The sequence below is a fragment of the Bifidobacterium thermacidophilum subsp. thermacidophilum DSM 15837 genome (genome assembly GCF_000426425.1).
In the GTDB taxonomy this organism is placed as follows: Bacteria; Actinomycetota; Actinomycetes; order Actinomycetales; family Bifidobacteriaceae; genus Bifidobacterium; species Bifidobacterium thermacidophilum.
Genome location: NZ_AUFI01000007.1, coordinates 36,960 through 55,416, shown reverse-complemented (window position 1 = coordinate 55,416; position 18,457 = coordinate 36,960). Strand labels below are relative to the sequence as shown.

The following is an 18,457-nucleotide window of genomic DNA, read 5'->3' as shown; positions in this document are numbered from 1 at the left end:
ATGAAGCTTATTACCGCTATTATTCAGCCCCATAAGCTTGATGATGTCAAGGAAGCGCTCGCTGCTGCGGGCGTGCATGGCCTGACCGTCTCGGAAGCCAATGGATATGGTCGTCAGCGCGGCCACACCGAGGTTTACCGCGGCGCCGAGTACACGGTGGATCTCATCCCGAAGATTCGCGTGGAAGTGCTCTCCGACGATGCCGACGCGGAAACGCTGGTCGGTGTGATCGTGAAGTCCGCGGGCACCGGAACCATCGGCGACGGCAAGGTGTGGGTCACGCCTCTTGACTCCGTCACCCGCGTCCGTACCGGCGAAACCGGTTCGGCCGCCATCTGAAAGCTGCCGTCCCCGGTGCCGCGGTTTCGTCTGTTTGCCGCGGCGCTGACGGTCGGGTATTGATAAGACGGGTCCCCGCACGTGCTGGCGCAGTGCGGGGATTCTTTATACGCCCGTATCGAGGTTCAAGCGGACTGTTGGCGGGCGGTGCGCTGGACTTTCATCACCCGTGCGGGGGTGGGTCGCGTCTGATGCGCGGTCCGCCCAAATCGCGGGGAATATGGCTCGTTTGGAGGGGATATGGCTTCTGCGGTTGATGGATTGAAACAACGCTTCATGGACGTCAGCAAGCCGGACGCCGACGGCGTCTACCGTCACGGCAAGGATAAACGCAAGCAGCGTACGCAAATCGCGATGACCAGCCTGCGCGAACTGTGGAAGGAAGCGGTCGAATCCGTGCCCTTCGACGTGCCCGAACATGGCGTGGGTCTTGCCGCGGTCGGCTCTCTTGCACGCGGGCAGATCGGCCCGAGCTCTGACATTGACGTCGTGCTCATGGTCGAGCCGCACACGTTGAAAGACGACCAGCTCAACCAGCTGGCGAACAAACTGTGGTATCCCCTGTGGGACAGTGGTCTCGACCTCGACCATGCGGTCCGCACCCGGCAGCAGTGCGAGTCGGTGACCGACCATGATTTGCCGGCGGCGATGGGTTGGTTGTTCGTGCAGCCGGTCGCCGGGGATACCGAACTCATCGAGAAAACGGCGAAATCCATTCTCGAACGCTGGCGCAAAGCGGCGCGCAAACGATTGCAGGAGTTGCTTGATTCGGCGTCGTCGCGGCTTGAGGAGTTCGGCAGGCTGCCCTACCTCAATCAGCCGGATATCAAGGAGGCGCGCGGTGGATTGCGCGACACCGTGCTGGTGTCGGCGCTTGCTGCATCATGGCTCGCCGACCGGCCCCACGGCTCGTATGATGAGGCGGTCGAACGGCTGCTGGATGTGCGCGACTGCCTGCACGTGGTCGCAGGCAAGGAAACTAACTTGCTGCTGCCTGCCTACCAGCCGAAAGTCGCCGCGATGCTCGGCTTGGCCGACCCGACCCTGCCGGAAGGCGAGCGCGAGACGGATGCGGTTGAAGGATTGCAAACCCTGCTGGCCACGCTGGGCCGCCGCATCGCGTTCTCGCTGGATTCCACGGCTTCGCATGCACGGCACACGCTCACCCATGAAAAACCGCGGTTCGCGTTCTTCCAGATGTTCCAGCCCCGGGCGGGCGGCAAACGTGAGGCGCCGACCTTCAAAGCCATCGCGCCCGGCGTCGTCGAGCATGAGCAGGAGGTAGCCCTTGCCGTGGGTGTCGAGCCGAGCCGGGACGCGACCCTCCCGTTGCGTGTCGGGGTGGCGGCCGCGGAATACGGCCTGCCGATTAACCCGTCAACCCTGCTGAATCTCAAGCATTGCCCGGTCACCGATAAAAGCTGGGGCCACGAGACGCGCGAACTGTTCATCCGGTTCCTGGCCACGGGTCAGGCACTGCCACCGGTGTGGGAGGAGCTTGATTTCGTTGATTTGCCGGGCAGGTGGATGCCAGAGTGGCTGGGCGTGCGCAACCGGCCGTCCGCGTCTGCGGCGCACCGCTATACGATTGACCGCCATATGATCGAAGTCGTCTCACGGCTTGGACGTGAGGCGCCGAGCGGCATGCGCTACGACGACACACAATACGCGACACTGCTGCTGGCGGGGCTGCTGCACGACATCGGCAAGCGGCCGGGCGTGCGCGACCATGCGGCCGAGGGCGCAAGGCATGTGCCGGTCATTCTAGGGCGTATGGGCTTCGATGGCCAGGTGGTCGCCCAGGCGACGCTGCTGGTGCGCGAGCATCTGACGCTCTCGCAATTCGCCACGGGCAAGGATCCGGAGGATCCCGCGGTTGGCCGCGAACTCGCCGGGCGTGTCGAGAACGACCCGGTGCTGCTGGACATGCTCTTCGACCTGACGCGAGCGGACGGCTCGTCGCTGGGCGCCACCTCCGGCGAGGCGATCACCAAGCAGTACGGCTGGTCGCATTGGCGCGAAGCGACCGTGCGCATGATGTACCAGGCCGCGCGCGAGGCGATGGAGGGCTGAGCTGGACTGGGCTCAGACGGGCCAGACTGACGGGGCTGTTGTGAAGCTTGCCGGAGTCGGCTGGAGCTGGGCTGACGGGCCGGGGCTGACGGGGCTGTTGCGAAGCTTACCGGAGTCGGCTAGAGCCGGGCCGAACGGTAGGCCGGATGGCGGCAATGCTGGTTGGATCGGGCTGGATTAAGCCGGCTGTACAGCGGACCGGCTGGCGCAGTGCTGATTGAGCTGGCCGGATTAAGTCGAACCGTGCGGTGGTTTGAACAGTGGCGGCTGTGCTGGTTGGGCCGGGCTGGTGTGAAATCGGGCAGGGCCGGTCCGGTGATCCGGCTGGCACTGCGTTGTGGTCGGAACGGCCTGATTGGGTTGGGCTGTCGAACCCGCGCAACTGTCCCTGCCCAAGCCCAGCGTTCGTCACAACAATCATCCATAACTTTCGGGATTTCTGACGCCAGCGTCAATAATTCCGAAAGTATGGGCTGTCGGGATATCGAAGTGCTGGTGGCTGATGTTTGCAGTGTTGACGGATAGTTGATGTATTGCGCATTTCCAGCGTGGTCGTAGTCGGTGTGCCGGGGCTCCTGGTGCCATTGTGGGATTGGATCGGCTTTTGGATTCGTTTTCCGATTCGGTCCGTGGCGCGGGCATCTCGGGTATCTGGCCTGGCGGTGGCGGATTGTGGTGAAACGATCTGACCGTTGGTATTCCGCGGTTTTGCGGTGGTGTCGTGGTTGGCGTCTGGGTGTTGGCGAGGGTGGGCGTGGACTGGTTCCGGTTTCGGCCTGTGATTTCGGGTTCGGTCCGCAGGTTCAGGCGTCTTTGCGGTCGCGTTGGCTGCGGTTGATTATCGTGGTGTTGGGGGACCCTTGGTATTTCGCGGTTTGTGGCACGGGCGTGGCCGTTGGATGTGTGGCGGTCGGTGCCTGTGTGGACTGGACTGGTTTTCGGCTGGTGTTTTCCGGTTCGGTCCGTAGCTCGGGCGGACCGGGCAGCTGATTCGGCGGTGGAAGATTGTAGCTCAGCAAGCAGATACTTGGAATTCCGCGGTTTTGCAGTGGTGTCGTGATTGACGGCCCCGGTGCAGTCAGGTTGTTGTATGGACTGGTTCCGGTTTCGGCCTGTGATTTCGGGTTCGGTCCGCGGTTTCGGGCGGTTGTGTGGCCGGTGTGCCGGCGGCTGGTTATCGTGGTGTTGGGGGACCGTTGGAGTTTTGCGGTTTGCGGCTTGGGCGTGGTCGCTGGGTGTGTGGCGGTCGGTGCCTGTATGGACTGGACTGGTTTTCGGCTGGTGTACTCCGATTCGGTCCGTGTCTCGGGTGTCTTTGGCGGTCGTGATGGCTGCTGCTGGTTATCGTGGTATAAGCGAATCCTCGATATTCCGCGGGTTTGCGGCAGCTCCGTGATTGGCGGCCCATTGCTGCCAGTCCCTGTTGAGGACTGATTCCGATTTCATCCTGTGTTCTCAGATTCGGTGCAGAGGCATCCGGCTGTCTGCCTAAATCCCATCCTTCTCTTCGCTGTCCTTTCGCAGTCCCGCCCCGGACAATCAGCCCGGATTGAACGACGGGGCTGCCTGGGAAAGCGATGCCACCATACAAAGTCAACTTGGCGGAACACAGGCGGCGGCGCTGGTCTCGGTCAGCCTGATTGTGGGTCGGCCGGATTAAGCCGAACCGGCGCTGCTGCCTTGCCTGCGGCCTGACCTAGTCGCACCGCAGATAACCTATTGTTTTCGGAATTTCTGACGCCAGCGTCAATAATTCCGAATGACGGTGCTGTTGTGTGGGGAAGTGGGGCGTGCTGGGCGTTTGCAGATGGTCGGTTGCGGGGTAGGGGGTTGCGGGGAAGACGGTGTGTGGGCCATGCTGCGGAGATCGCTTCGCATAGCACTTTGACGAGATTGATGCAAGTCGATGCGGTGCCGGCTGCGGATTGTCCCCAAGCTATCCACAGAATTATCCCCAATATGTGGATAATCACATACGTTATCCACACGGTTATCCCCACAATGTGGATAACTCGATTTTCTATCCACATTTCGTGGCATCCGCGTGTCGCACAGGTAAACGGTGCGCGAACCACATACCGGCACGACGAACCGAAAGTGAATGCGCAGTCTTGAACATCCACACACCGGTTGTGCGTGAGGATTGGCTCGCACACTCACCCTTCACCGACTTGAGAATGACCAATCGGGCTGATGACACCGTCATTGCGTGAGGATTGGCTCGCACAACGGCCACCCGGGATGGCAGGAAGCGGCCATCGGGCTGCCAGAACCGTCATCGTGTGAGGATTGGCTCGCACATTGGCGTACACGCAACCATCTCCTCGCTCCCCGCCCCACCCGCCGATGACACGCGGGCGCGCGCGGGAAACTGGAGGCATCGCACCGGCAATCGGCTTCGCATCGCGCGGTTTTCACCACGGCAAACACTTGGCCGCCGATACTCAACGCCCCCTATACTCAAGGGTATGGCTGAAGGAAATCCTTGGGAAAATACCCGCACCGGTCGGCAATCGCAAAACACCGGCTATGTGAAGGGTGAGACGGGCACTCCGGTCCGCGACGCGGTGTTCGACCGCGTGCCCCCGCATGACGATGACGCGGAGATGGCCGTGCTTGGCGGCATGCTCATGAGCAAAGACGCCATCGGCGAAGTCTCGCAGATGATCAGCGTGTCTGATTTCTATCAGCCGAAGCACCAGACGATCTATCAGGCGATTATCGACTTGTTCTCAGCCTCGCAGCCGGTCGACGCCGTGCTCGTCGCGAATGAGCTGATGAAGAACGGGGACCTAGAAAAGGTCGGCGGCGCCGATTACCTCCACAGCCTGGTCGCCTCCGTCCCGACCGCCGCAAACGCCACGTATTACGCCGAAATCGTGCATCAGCGCGCGATTTTGCGCAATGTGATCGCAGCGGGCACGAAAATCGCGCAGCTCGGCTATTCGGCGGAAGGTTCGCAGGCCGAGGATGTCGTGAATATGGCCCAGGCCGAGGTCTATGAGATGAGCGTCGGCAAGGTTCGTCAGGATTATTCGGCCATCGGCCCGGTGATCCATGATGCGCTCGACCAGCTCGACAAACTGCAGAACGGCGAGGTCGAGCGTGGTGTGCCGACCGGTTTTCGCGATATCGATGACGTGACGCAGGGCCTGCAGCCGGGCCAGATGATTGTCGTCGCCGGCCGCCCGGCCATGGGCAAGTCCACGCTCGGCGTTGATTTCGCACGTTCCGCCTCGCTACACCACAATATGACGACTATCATCTTCTCCCTTGAGATGAGCCGCGTGGAACTCGCGCAGCGTATCATCTCCGCCGAGACGAACATTCCGCTGGTCGCGTTGCGTCGAGCGGATGACATCACGCCGGAACGGTGGAACAGGCTGAATAATTTCTGGAACAAGATGCAGGACGCGCCCCTGTTTATCGACGACAGCCCGAATATGAGCCTGATGGAAATCCGCGCGAAATGCCGCCGACTCAAGCAAACGAACGACCTGAAACTCGTGGTGATCGATTACCTGCAGCTCATGAGTTCCGGCAAGCAGGTGGAAAGCCGTCAGCAGGAGGTTTCCGAATTCTCCCGCGCCTTGAAGCTGCTCGCCAAGGAGCTTGAGGTGCCGGTCGTCGCGCTGAGCCAGCTGAACCGCGGCCCGGAAATGCGTAACGACCGCAAGCCGCAGCTGTCCGATCTGCGTGAATCCGGTTCGATTGAGCAGGACGCCGACGTGGTGTTCCTCGTGCATCGCCCGGACTTCTACGATAAAGAGGATCGCCCCGGCGAGGCCGATATCATCATGGCGAAGCATCGTAACGGCCCGACAGAAACGTTCCATCTTGCCTTCCTTGGCGCTACGTCGAAGTTCAAGGACATGCCGCAGGATTACCAGCAACAGCAGGAGGTATGACATGGCGCAACAGCTTTCCCCGGTATCGGGAGATCGGCAGGATTCCGACGCGACCGCCCAACCTGCGACCGCCCAGTCCGGTCAGCAACGGTCCGGTCAGCAACAGCCCGTCCAACAGCAGACCGTGACCGACCGGCCTGCTTCCACTGCCGAATCGACGCCCGCGCCGAAGCGTCCGTGGTACGCGTTCGCGACACCGACAATCGGCCGGGTCGTCCGGCACGCGTCCCGTCTGCTGCATCATGGCGGCAGCGCGCTGCCCGGCAAGGTGGTCGAGCGCATCGATCCGGGCTTCCTCGCCCGCACCTTGAGCTCGCTACCCTACGGGGTGGTGCTGGTGTCCGGCACGAACGGCAAGACCACCACGACCCGCATGGTCGCCTCCATGCTCTCCGACATGGGGTTGCGCGTGTTCACGAACCCGACGGGTTCGAATTTCACGCGCGGCGTGGTTTCCTCGCTGCTTACTCAAGTGAGCGCCTTCGGGCATCTGCACGCGGATATCGCGGTGCTGGAGCTTGACGAAGCGTACGCTGTGCATTTCGTCCGGCAGGTCCGCCCCCGCTACGCGCTGCTGCTCAACGTGATGCGCGATCAGCTTGACCGCTTTGGCGAAATCGACAACACGGCCCGCCTGCTCGCCCACGTGGCGCGTGTGACCACCGGGACCGTGGTGCTCAACCGCGAGGATCCGCGTATCGCTCGGCTTGCCGGCGAGGTACAGCCGGGCGTGCAGGTGCGCTATTTCGGTCTGTCCCAGGCGTTGCGCAGCTATTTCCCGTCTGACGACGACATGCACAACACCGATATGCAGGCCGCTGAGGTACAAACTGCTGAAGTGCAGGCCGCCGCCGTACAAGCCGCGGGGGCACAGCCCACAGGCGCCGGCAGCAGCACGGCTACCGCCACCGCCACCTCTTCCGCCACTTACAACCCCGACCGCCTCAATGCCGACGTGACTCTCACTCACGTAGGCGACCACGAAGCCACGTACCGGATCGCCGATCACGACATCGCCACATCCGTGAAACTCGAAGGCGTCTACAACCTGTTCAACGCAGCCGCTGCCGCGACGGTCGTGCGCGCGGTCACCGCCGACACCCCGCAAGGCGTCGCTTCGGATGACGATCTGATCGCATCGCTGTCCCGCGTGACCCCTGCGTTCGGCCGCGGCGAGACCATCAGCGTCGGCGGCACGCCCGTCGAGCTACTGCTGGTCAAGAATCCGATGGGCTTCCGCCTGTCGCTTGCCTCGTTCCCGCCCGTCGGGCACGACACGATGATCATCATCAACGACGAATACGCCGACGGCCGCGATATGAGCTGGCTGTGGGATGTTGATTTCACCGGCCTGCGAGGCACTGGAGTAGCGGCGGTGTCCGGCACGCGCGCCTGGGATATGGCCCTGCGCCTCGAATACGACCAGGTGCCGGTCAGCCATGTCGATACCGACCTCGAACAGGCGGTCGCCGATTTCGTCGCCGCCGACCCGACCACGCCGAAACGCATCTATTGCACCTACACGGCGATGCTGCGCACGCGCGCGAAACTCTCGCATATCACCGATGTCGCGGACGCGGGCGTCGGCAGATGACCGCGCCAACGACGCCATCGCCATCATGCATGGACGCAATCAGCGAAATATGAAGGAGCTTGTCATGCCAGCAATGAACGAAGCAACCCGGAACCTTGCGGATACCGAGGCCGACACGCGTCCGGGCCGTCGCATTGACGTCGTGTCCCTGTACCCGAAGGATATGAACATCTACGGCGATTGGGGCAACGTGCTCACCGTCATGCGCCGGCTGTCGCTGTACGGCTACGACCCGGTTCTCCACGAATACAACCAGGGCGACCCGTGGCCGGAACATGTGGACCTGATTCTCGGCGGCGGCGGACAGGACAACGGGCAGAAGAAAATCACCGAAGACCTGTTCGCCCGCGCGGACACCCTGCGTGCGCTCGCCGCGGACGGCGTGCCGATGCTCATGATCTGCGGCCTGTACCAGCTGTTCGGAGAGTATTTCGAAACCGTGGACGGCACCAGGCTTGACGGCATTGGCATCCTCGGTGCGTACACCGTGGGCCGCGAACACCGCATGATCGGCAATCTGGTCGAGCACAGCGAGGAATTTGGCGACATCATCGGCTACGAAAACCATTCCGGGCAGACCTTCCTGACCGGCGGCACCAAGCCTCTGGGCCGCGTGGATGCCGACGGCACCGGCAACAACGGCACCGACCACACCGAGGGCGCGCGGTTCGGCAACGTGATCGGCACATACATGCACGGGTCGGTTCTGCCGAAGAACCCTCGTTTGGCGGACGGTTTGATTCGAATCGCCGCCGAACGGCGGTATGGCGCGTTTTCTCCTCAGCAGGACGAGCAGCAGTCCGCCGAGCTGCGCAGAATCGACGATTTCGCGCAGCATGCTCGGGTTGTGGCCGCATCCCGGCCCAGATAAACGACAGACGGGGATTGGCAGATGGAAGGCGGAAGCGCCTGTCGTCGTCATTCCAGGCCGGATTTTGCCTACGCGACGCGCGAATGGGAGTGTCATACCTCCCGCCCGTGACCTTCGTGGGGTAATGTTGGACGTACAAGGACTTGATACAAGGAGGTAATGATGGCTGACTTCAACTTCAACGACGGCCTGCTGCACAAGGTGTTCCTCGCAGGTGTCGGCGCTCTGGCGACTACGGTCGAAAAGAGCCAGGAAATCGTGGATGATCTCGTGAAGAAGGGCGAGATTACCGTTGAACAGGGCAAGGCGCTGAACGCCGAGCTCAAGCACAAGGCTGAGGAAGCGAAGGCCGAGGAAACCAAGCCCGCTTCCGACGAGAAGAAGGACTGACTCCGGTCGGTTGCCATGCCGCCGTCCGCCTTCGTCGCGTGCTATGACATGCGGCAGGGCCGATGGCGGCATGTGGCATGCCCGGCGTCAGGCAGTAGCATATGGCTGATATGGCAGACGATCAACACGAGGCATCGCGCGATGTCGCGAAGCAGGAATCCGGCGGGCCGGTAGCGCCTGAGCCGGAAGAGCACACGGAAACGCAGGGCGCGTCATTCCGGAGTGACGATGCGGCCGCTTCCGGCGCTGCTGCTTCTGGTGACGCCTCGCCTGACAATACGCCGCTCGCGCACGATGGTCCCCAGCAGGAGGCCTCGGGCGCCGCGCCCACATACGCCGGCGAAAAAATAGGCCTGTTCAGCGGCCGGAAGAACGATTTCTCCGAAAAATACCATCTCACCCGGCGCGGCAAACTCAAGCGTCTCGACCAGATCATCCGGATCGCCAACCAGTTCGACGCAATCCACGGACTCACGCCGGTCAAAATGCGTCTCATGTTCGAGGCGCTCGGCCCCACCTTCGTCAAAGTCGGGCAGATCCTGTCCATGCGTTCGGAGATTCTGCCGCAATCTTTCTGCGACGAACTCGCCAAACTGCGGGCCAACGCCGACCCGATGCCCTACCAGACCGTGCTGGACACCCTGTCCCACGAGTACGGCAAACCGGTCAAAGATATTTTCAAATCGATTGACTCGACTCCGCTCGGCTCGGCTTCACTCGCGCAAGTGCATCGCGCGACCCTCGTGACCGGGCAGGATGTGGCCGTCAAAGTCCAGCGTCCGGGCGTGCGTGAAACCATGGCGCAAGACGTGTCCATCATGCGCACCATCGCCAGGAGCGCCACGAAAATCATGCACAACGCGCAGGTCGTCGACTTCCAAGGCGTCGTCGAAGAACTGTGGGATACCTTCGAATCGGAGACGGACTTTCTGGTCGAGGCACGCAACTTGCAGGAATTCAAGCGGTTCTGCTCGCGATTCGCCTATATGGACTGCCCGAAACCATATATGGACCTGTGCACCGAACACGTGGTCGTCATGGATTATATCGACGGCATCTCGCTGTCGCATCCGGGCGCGCTTGTCGCCAAAGGCTACGATCTGAAGGAAATCGGCACCAAACTTGTCGATAATTACGCGACCCAGGTGCTGGACGAAGGGTTCTTCCATGCCGACCCGCATCCGGGCAATATCATCATCTCCGGCGGCAAGATCATCCTGATCGACTTGGGTATGACCGGCAGGCTCAACAAAAAGACCCGCACGGTGATGAAGGATATGATTTTCGCTGTCGCCAAGCAGGATTCACCGGCGCTTGCCGACGGGTTGCTGCGGTTCGCGACGACGGGCGCCGCGGTGGACAACTACCCGGAATTGCTTGCGGATCTTGATTTGATCGTCGAAGAATACGGCACGGTTGACCTCGATGAGCTGGATATCGCCAGTTTCATCACGTCACTCACCCAGCTCGCCCAACGGCACGGCATCGAGGTGCCAAGTTCGGTGACCACGGTCGGTCGGGCGTTGGTGACGCTGGAAGGGCTGCTGGACGAGTTCATTCCGGATGTCAATATGATCGAGATCATCTCCCAGCACATCGCCAACAGCAAGACAAACCTCGCCGAAATCGAGAATGAGGTCCAGACGCTCGGTATCGAGGGGCATAAGGCCTTGCACGGTGCGTTGCAGACGCTCGCCGAGATGAAAACCGCCTCGCGGATGCTCACTCGCGGCCAATTGCGTGCCAATATGCAGCTCGTCGGATTCGATGAGCCGTTCAAGCTGCTGAGCGATATGGTCAATCGTTTGACGATGGCGCTGATTGTGGTCGGGCTGTTCATCGGCTCGTCGATTGTGTATTACGCCGGCATGAAGCCGATTATCTTCGGTATCCCCGTGGTCGGGTTCATGGGGTATGTCATCGCGTTCATCTTGTCGGTATGGATTGTGTTCGACATCTATTTCAAAGGCCGCAAAAAGAAGCACTGAATCGAGCCGCCCGCCAGGCATCGCCACCCCGTGGCATCCCCAAACTGTCTACGCTAGGCGGGCGATCGGCGGCGGGGTTTCTCACGGTTTGTCGGATGGTTACGCTGCGTTCACCGGATTCCTCGATATTGGTTCGGCCGGTACGGTAGGCTCGAATAAGCATGTCCACGAGGAGGAAACATGTCCGGTAATAAGCAACTCACGCATCTGCTGTTCGGCGCCGCCGCCGCGGCCGGAGCTGCGGCATGGGCCATCGCGCCTCGCTCATTCAACGACAAGCGCAACAATTTCGTGCCAGTCGTGCCACACGTGTGGTACGCGCATCGCGGACTGCACGATGCCGGTTCGGGCCTGACGGAGCAGTACGCTGCGGAAAGCGGCGAATACGTGGCGTTGGCGCGCCGCATGGCCATGCAGGCGGGGTACGGCTCGCCAGTGGTCGAAGGTCCGATCGCGCCCGAGAATTCCTTGGCTTCGTTTGCGGCGGCGTGCGAGGCTGGGTATGGTATCGAGCTTGATTTGCAGCTGACCCGTGATGGCCAGGTCGTGGTCGTGCATGACGGAGACCTGCTGCGTGTGGCTGGCGACCCGCGCAGAATCGAAGACCTCACCTATGACGAATTGACGAGGATCCCGCTGTTCCCAGCCCCCGCGGCCCCCGGTGACGCCGCCGCAGAGCGGATTGATTTTGCCGGTGGGCAGCCGTCCACTCCGCAAACCGCGCCGGACGGCTACTACCAGCATGTCCCGCTGTTCGCGGATGTTCTGCGCGTGGTCAACGGCCGCGTACCGCTGATCGTGGAGTACAAGTTCGACGACAACTCCCTGTGGGGCGAGCGCGACGAAGCCCTGATGCAGCGTGGGGACGAGTTGCTGCGCCGCTATGACGGCCAGTATGTGATTGAGTCCTTCAACCCGGCGGCGGTGCAATGGTATCGGAAGCACCGTCCGGAGGTGTGCCGCGGTCAGCTTGCCGAGCCGCCGCAGCCGGGTCAGTCCGACTGGAAGGGCTGGCTCGCTGGCCTGCTCGGTTTCGATTGGATGAGTCGTCCTGATTTTGTGGCCTATGACTGGCAAGGCGGCGACCTTCCGCAGATGCGCGCCACCCGCGCGATGGGCGCGACCGCCGTGTCGTGGACGGTTCGCAGCCGCGCGGAGCTGAAAATCAGCGACCGGTGGTTCGACCGCCACATCTTTGAGGCCTTCGTCCCCGAACGCGCGTCCGACAAGGCGTAATCGCCGATTCATCATCGCTGCCGGCCGGAATGTCCCCGGCTGGAATGACCCCAGGCCCGAATGGACCGCAGTCGGAATGGACCGCAGGAAACGAGAAGCCGGAAACCCTTGCAATAGCGAGGATTCCCGGCTTTCTTAGGTTTCGTGAGCGGTTGTGCCACTACACTGTCTAGTCGATGACGCCGTACAGACGGTCGCCGGCATCGCCGAGACCCGGCACGATATATGCCTTGTCGTTGAGCTTCTCGTCGACAGCGCAGACGACGACCTTGAACGCGATGCTCGGGTCGATCTGCTCCTGCACAAACTTCAGGCCTTCGGGCGCCGCGATGATGTTGATCGCGGTGATGTCCTTGGCTCCGCGTTCGGCCAGATAGTGGGTTGCAGCGACCAGCGTGCCGCCGGTGGCGAGCATCGGGTCGATCAGGAAGCACTGGCGTCCGGTCAGATCTTCCGGCAGGCGGTTTGCGTAGGTAATCTGCTTGGTCGGATTGTCTTCGTCGCGCTTCATGCCGAGGAAGCCGACTTCTGCGGACGGAATCATCTTGGTCATGCCGTCGAGCATGCCGAGGCCTGCGCGCAGTACCGGTACGATAATCGGGCGCGGTTCGGCGATGTGCTTGCCAATCATCGGGGCGACCGGGGTTTCGATGGGCTTGTCGACCACGTCAAGGTTGCGCGTCGCTTCGTAGGCTTCGAGCATGACGAGTTCGGAGATGAGTTCGCGGAAGGTGCTGGACGGCGTGTTTTTGTCACGCAGCACAGTGAGCTTGTGTTCCACCAGCGGGTGGTTGAGTACATGCAATTCCATGCTTCCCAGATTACCGCCATCTGCGTGATCGGGCGAGCCGGTCCGACGGCGTGGCGAATGACGACGATGCGGACCTGAGGTGACGCGCTATTCGGCGGCCGCCGCAAAGAAGGGAAAACGAAAGAAATGCGCCGGACCGTGAAAGCGCCTGTCGGCGCAAACGCCGCTCGCAGCGGCAACAAATGGAGCCCGGGGCTTAAGCACGGCTCGGCGCACAGCCCAGTATATCGGTATCCGGAGGTTTTCTGTCACGGCGTGGCGTGCGCATTCGTGCGCATTCGTGCAGATGCAGGTTCCGCCGCACAGGCTGAATCGTTGTGCTACTCCAACCGCCCTCGACGCCACAGGTGCGCGCCCTCATGGAAGTCGCGCGACGTGGTCAGCAGATTCGCCGCGGTGTGCATGAGCCGTGCGGCGCGGGTCTGCGCGTCGTGCGACGCCTCTTGTGCTCCTTGCGTCCCGCTGTGTGCCGCTGCATCCTTCTGCGCCGCGGTGATCCGGTGCGCTTGAACACGCAACCCATTGGCGATGACATCGGTGAACGCGCTCGCCCGGCCCAACGCCACAGCGAAATCACCGGTGAACGCACCTGACAGAATGGAATCCGCGGTCCGGACGATATCCTCGGCATCCGGCGTCTCATCGACCCCCACAATGGCGGAAGCCGTGGTTGCCACCGGTTCGCCGAGCCGCCACAATCGCGCTATCTGCTCACGATTGCGTTGCATCCATGTGCGCAGCAGATACAGGCGCCACAGAATACCTGGCAGGGAATCTGGCTCCGCATTGCTCCACAGCTGCGCTATGATATCCACGCCTTCTGTGTCCACAAGCGTGATGACACGCCGCACAATCTGCGGATCTTCGGTGTGGTGCACGCGGTCAAGCAGCGCCGCCGCCGAAGCGTGGCTCATCTCGCTGATGACCTCCGGGTCGAGACCGCCCCCCAGATGGTCCAAAATCGCCGGGTCGAGCTGCGCCGGACGGGCTGGCCGCGCCGAGCCTGACAGTGAAGCGAGGAACCCCGATCTGCTGGATTGGATTGATCCGGAACTGGAGGAGTCAGTAGACAAGTGGGCTCACTTTCTGAATATCGATGATTTTCGGGCCGTCGCCCGTTTCGATGATAGCCAAGGCAATCGCGTTGCCGGTGGGCATATACGGCGATTTCGCGATGAGCCGTTTCGCCAAAGCCTCGGACGCGCACATCCCGCGCAGATGAGTGAACATGCCGCCGATGACCGGGCGGTGCATACAGATGGCTGTGTCCATGCCGGTGTCCAGCATTCGGTCGATTTCCTTACGGAACCGCTGCCATGCCGCATCAGGGTTCTCGGCGAACGCATCCTCGGTCAGCTCGTCCGCCGTGTCAACGGTCAGGCCGGTCTGCCAGGAGAAAATCTCGATGGTCTGCATGCATCTCAGCCACGGTGAGCTGACCAGACGGTCAGGGCTGTAGCACGCCAGCTCGCGGTTCAACGCGAATGCAGCCGCGGCTCCACGCGGGGTGATCGGGCGGTCGCCATCCAGCCCTTTCCACTGTTTGCGCGCCTCTGCTTTGCCGTGCCTGACGATCAGCAACGTGCGGCTTTGCGCTGCGCCGGCTTTGACTAGAGCCACGAACTTGTCGAGAATCGTGCGGTCGAGGATATGGGTCAGCAGTTTGCGCGCGCGGGATACCGGCACCCACACCACCGTGTCGATTTCGTCCTTGTCCGAAGGCAGGACCGGGCCAAGCGCTGTGTGACGGCGCTTTTCGGCTTCTTCAGTGATTGGCGTCGCCATCCAAAACACGACATGTTTCTGGTCGACGGTTTTGTTTTTCACGCGACGCTTGCGTCGGCCCTCATCCGCCAGCGGGTACTCGATGTCCCCGATCAGCGCCCCCAATTCCACGGCGACGCCGGATTCCTCGCCCATTTCGCGTACCGCCGCGTGCCGGTGGGTTTCGTTGTTCTCCAGTTTGCCTTTCGGCCAGCTCCAGTCATCGTATTTTGGCCGATGTACGACGCATACTTCGATGGCGTCGAGCGCTGATGCGGGATTCGACCCGACGGGCAGCCTTCCGTCATCGGAGAACTTCATCACGCCCGATGCGGCTTGTTGCGGGCGGTAGATGATACCTCCCGCGGCTTCGACGATTCTTGGCATACTGATTCCTTTCCCCTTGACTATCAACGATACCGTTCGTGAACGCTTGGATTCGCACGGGTTGTTTGCGCGCGGCGCGGATACGACTGCGAAAGCGGCTGCTGATGCAGCTACTGATGCGGTCGTGACGGCGAAACCCGCGCGAACAGGGCCCGGACATGAATGATGGCGGCCGAGCGGTTGCAGTCGGTCGCCATCATCGTCGTGGCAATCGCAAGGGTGTCGTACGCGGCGAATCCCTCGCATCCCGTTTCCTGATTTCCTGCGGTTTTACGCCGGGTGGGCTCAGTGAGCGAGCGTGTTGGTTCCCGGCTTGCGCTGATGCTTGTGAATCAGGTATTCCTGACAATCGACCAGCGGCCGGCCTTCCTCATCGCGCGAATGCAGCACATAAGCGCCGTCCGGCTGCATATGCCACGAAATGGTGGAGTCGGCCATCTGCAAATCGACGTAATGGATGAGCTCCTCCACCTGCTCCGGCGCGGTGATGCGTACAAGCGCCTCCACACGACGGTCGAGGTTGCGATGCATGAGGTCGGCGGAGCCGATCCACACCTCAGGGCCGGAAATCGGGCCTTCGCCGATCTGCGGGCCGTCGGAGTTTGCGAAGGCGTAGATGCGGCTGTGCTCGAGGAAGCGGCCAAGGATCGAACGCACGCGGATGTTCTCGCTCAGGCCGGGAACGCCGGGCTTGAGCGCGCAAATGCCGCGCTCGACGATATCAATCTTCACACCCGCCTGGCTTGCGCGGTACAGCGCGTCGATGGTCTTCTCATCGACGATCGAGTTGACCTTGATCTTGATCCATGCCTCCTTGCCGGCGCGGGCGGCGTCCTCCTCGCGGCGGATGCGCTGGATCAGGCCGGTGCGTACGGTACGCGGGGCGACCAGAAGACGGTGGAAGCTGGACTTCGGCGCGTAACCGGACAGCTGATTGAACAGGCGGGTCAGATCCTGGCCGACCACCGGGTCGCAGGTCAGCAGGCCGAGGTCGGTGTACAGACGGGCGGTCTTCGGGTTGTAATTACCGGTGCCCACGTGGCAGTAGCGGCGCAGGCCATCGGCTTCCTGACGGACCACGAGCGAGAGCTTGCAGTGCGTCTTGAGCCCAACGATGCCGTAGACCACGTGCACGCCCGCGCGTTCGAGCTTGCGGGCCCACATAATGTTCGCGTCCTCATCGAACCGCGCCTTGATCTCGACGAGCGCAAGGACCTGCTTGCCGGCGTGCGCAGCGTCAATCAGCGCATCGATGATCGGCGAATTGCTGGACGTGCGGTACAGCGTTTGCTTGATGGCGAGCACCTTCGGGTCGGCGGCCGCCTGGGCGAGGAACGCCTGCACGGAAGTCGAGAAGGAATCGTAGGGATGGTGCAGCAGGATGTCGCGCTCGCGGATGGCGGCGAAAATGTCCTGCGCATGGCTGGATTCGACTTCCGCAATCTGCCGGTTGGTGATCGGGATGAACGGGCGGTACTTGAGATCCGGGCGGTCGATGGCCTGCAGCTCGAACAGAACCGTCATGTCCAGCGGGGTGGGAAGACGGTAGACCTCGTCGGCGCTGACGCGCAGCTGGTCGGCGAGCAACTGGGAGAGGAACGGGCTTGTCGCGTCGGAGATCTCGAGGCGGATCGGAGGTCCAAAGCGGCGGCGCAGCAGTTCTTTCTCCATCGCGTTGAGCAGGTTTTCGGCGTCGTCTTCCTCGACGTCGATATCCTCGTTTCGGGTGACGCGGAAGGATCGCGCCTCCTTGATAATCATGCCGGGGAACAGGGATTCCAGATGGGCGATGATTAGGTTCTCCATCGTGATGAAGCCGTAGCGTTCCTCGCGGCTCTCCTCATCGGTCAGATCATCGACCGGGACCAGACGGTTGAGGTTGCCCGGAATCTTCACGCGGGCGAAATGAGTCTTGCCGCTGGTCGGATTCTCGACGAGCACCGCGAGATTCAGCGAGTTGCCGGAAATGTAGGGGAACGGGTGCGCGGGGTCCACGGCGAGCGGGGTGAGCACGGGGAACACCTGCTGGCGGTAGTAGCGTGACAGGCGCTCCTGTTCGGCGGTGGTGAGCTTGTCCCAGCTCAGCAGGACGATATGCTGATCGGCGAGTGCCGGCAGGATATGGTCGATGATGTAGTGCGCGTGCTCGTCTTGCAGGCGGTGGGCCTGTTCGCTGATGGCGCGGAACTGCTGGCGCGGGCTCAGGCCGCTCGGCGAGGTGACAGCGATGCCGGTGTCGATGCGGCGCTTGAGGCCGGCCACGCGGACCATGAAGAACTCGTCGAGGTTGGAGGCGAAGATCGCGCCGAAATTGGCGCGTTCGAGCAGCGGAACATCTTCGTTCTCGGCGAGCTCGAGGACGCGCTTGTTGAACTTCAGCCAGCTGAGTTCGCGGTCGAAGAACCGATCGGGCGGCAGCGGCTGCTCGCCTTCCTGGGTCTCCCGCTTGTCGTTCTTGTCTGTCTCGGCGATGTGCTCAGCTATCTGGCTGCGCAGAATCGCCTTCGAGGGTGCGTCAAAAATTTGTGCCATACCACCACTCTAGGCGCTTGGCTGGGAGTTGTCGCGGCAAAGTCAGGAAAATTTAGCCGGTGTTTACATTTCGGCGTGTTGCGGGTGGGGTGGGTGCGGTGGTTGCTGGGGTGCGATGGGTTGCGGGTGGGGTTGGTTGGCTGGATGGTACCCGGTTGTGGTGCGACCGGCGGGTCGCATGGCGGGGTGTCGTGTGGGGTGTTCTGGGACTTGGCGGTCGGTATCGGCCTGTGGCACAACAGATGATTGCAGGACTGAGTGGTATCCGGCGACTTGAATGCGCTGTGTGATCATATCTGTCGGTCTGCGAATGTCATGGCATGCATGACTTGGAGGTTCCGGTGCGTTTGAGCGTCAGTGCGCTTGGTTTCGGTGCACGATGTATGTCTCCGCATACGCGAGATTGCCGATATCCCCGATCTGTCGGCAAGGAATCGAGTGACGGATAGCTCGGCGGTCGGCAGAGCATGCCGTCCCGCGCCTCGCTGTTGCCGCTGGGTTCCAAGGACATCAATGGCGTGGTGGAATGTGTGTTCTGGTACTGATTTGTGCGGAAATGGTTGG

Annotated in this window: 12 protein-coding genes; 8 read left to right on the top strand and 4 right to left on the bottom strand. The window is 61.9% G+C overall.

Features of this window, described 5'->3' with window-relative positions; translation table 11 throughout:
* From K315_RS0102650 to K315_RS0102615, 8 genes are all read left to right on the top strand, one after another.
* The gene (locus K315_RS0102650) at positions 1 to 339 is read left to right on the top strand and encodes a P-II family nitrogen regulator (protein ID WP_015449732.1); all 339 of its coding nucleotides are present in this window, start codon (positions 1 to 3) and stop codon (positions 337 to 339) included.
* 240 nt (positions 340 to 579) lie between these two features.
* Positions 580 to 2,412, top strand: a complete 1,833-nt coding sequence (locus K315_RS0102645) for a [protein-PII] uridylyltransferase family protein (RefSeq protein ID WP_029576063.1) — start codon at positions 580 to 582, stop codon at positions 2,410 to 2,412.
* 2,468 nt (positions 2,413 to 4,880) lie between these two features.
* Complete coding sequence (gene dnaB / locus K315_RS0102640; RefSeq protein ID WP_029576062.1) at positions 4,881 to 6,320, top strand: replicative DNA helicase; 1,440 nt, start codon at positions 4,881 to 4,883, stop codon at positions 6,318 to 6,320.
* Position 6,321: 1 nt separating this feature from the next.
* Positions 6,322 to 7,914 carry a Mur ligase family protein gene (locus tag K315_RS0102635; RefSeq protein WP_029576061.1) on the top strand — a complete coding sequence of 531 codons (1,593 nt, stop codon included), beginning with the start codon at positions 6,322 to 6,324 and terminating at the stop codon, positions 7,912 to 7,914.
* Between the two features lie 73 nt (positions 7,915 to 7,987).
* A complete protein-coding gene (locus K315_RS0102630) occupies positions 7,988 to 8,785 on the top strand; it encodes a type 1 glutamine amidotransferase (protein ID WP_029576060.1) in 798 nt (265 codons plus the stop codon).
* 162 nt (positions 8,786 to 8,947) lie between these two features.
* Positions 8,948 to 9,175, top strand: a complete 228-nt coding sequence (locus K315_RS0102625) for a phasin family protein (protein WP_015449738.1) — start codon at positions 8,948 to 8,950, stop codon at positions 9,173 to 9,175.
* A 110-nt stretch (positions 9,176 to 9,285) separates the two neighbouring features.
* Positions 9,286 to 11,163 carry an ABC1 kinase family protein gene (locus K315_RS0102620; RefSeq protein WP_029576059.1) on the top strand — a complete coding sequence of 626 codons (1,878 nt, stop codon included), beginning with the start codon at positions 9,286 to 9,288 and terminating at the stop codon, positions 11,161 to 11,163.
* 180 nt (positions 11,164 to 11,343) lie between these two features.
* The gene (locus K315_RS0102615; protein WP_029576058.1) at positions 11,344 to 12,399 is read left to right on the top strand and encodes a glycerophosphodiester phosphodiesterase family protein; all 1,056 of its coding nucleotides are present in this window, start codon (positions 11,344 to 11,346) and stop codon (positions 12,397 to 12,399) included.
* 169 nt (positions 12,400 to 12,568) lie between these two features.
* On the opposite strand, the gene upp is transcribed toward K315_RS0102615, so the two are convergent.
* The 4 genes from upp to K315_RS0102590 all read right to left on the bottom strand — a co-directional run bounded on the left by upp (position 12,569) and on the right by K315_RS0102590 (position 17,893).
* Positions 12,569 to 13,210: a uracil phosphoribosyltransferase gene (gene upp, locus K315_RS0102610; protein ID WP_015449741.1), complete on the bottom strand. Its 642-nt coding sequence runs from the start codon at positions 13,208 to 13,210 to the stop codon at positions 12,569 to 12,571.
* A 320-nt stretch (positions 13,211 to 13,530) separates the two neighbouring features.
* Positions 13,531 to 14,253: a hypothetical protein gene (locus K315_RS0102605; RefSeq protein WP_161786031.1), complete on the bottom strand. Its 723-nt coding sequence runs from the start codon at positions 14,251 to 14,253 to the stop codon at positions 13,531 to 13,533.
* A 19-nt stretch (positions 14,254 to 14,272) separates the two neighbouring features.
* Entirely contained in the window at positions 14,273 to 15,361 is a 1,089-nt protein-coding gene (locus K315_RS0102600) for an NUDIX hydrolase (protein ID WP_033521031.1), read from the bottom strand.
* Between the two features lie 285 nt (positions 15,362 to 15,646).
* A complete protein-coding gene (locus K315_RS0102590) occupies positions 15,647 to 17,893 on the bottom strand; it encodes an RNA degradosome polyphosphate kinase (RefSeq protein WP_015449746.1) in 2,247 nt (748 codons plus the stop codon).
* Positions 17,894 to 18,457 lie beyond the last annotated feature (564 nt).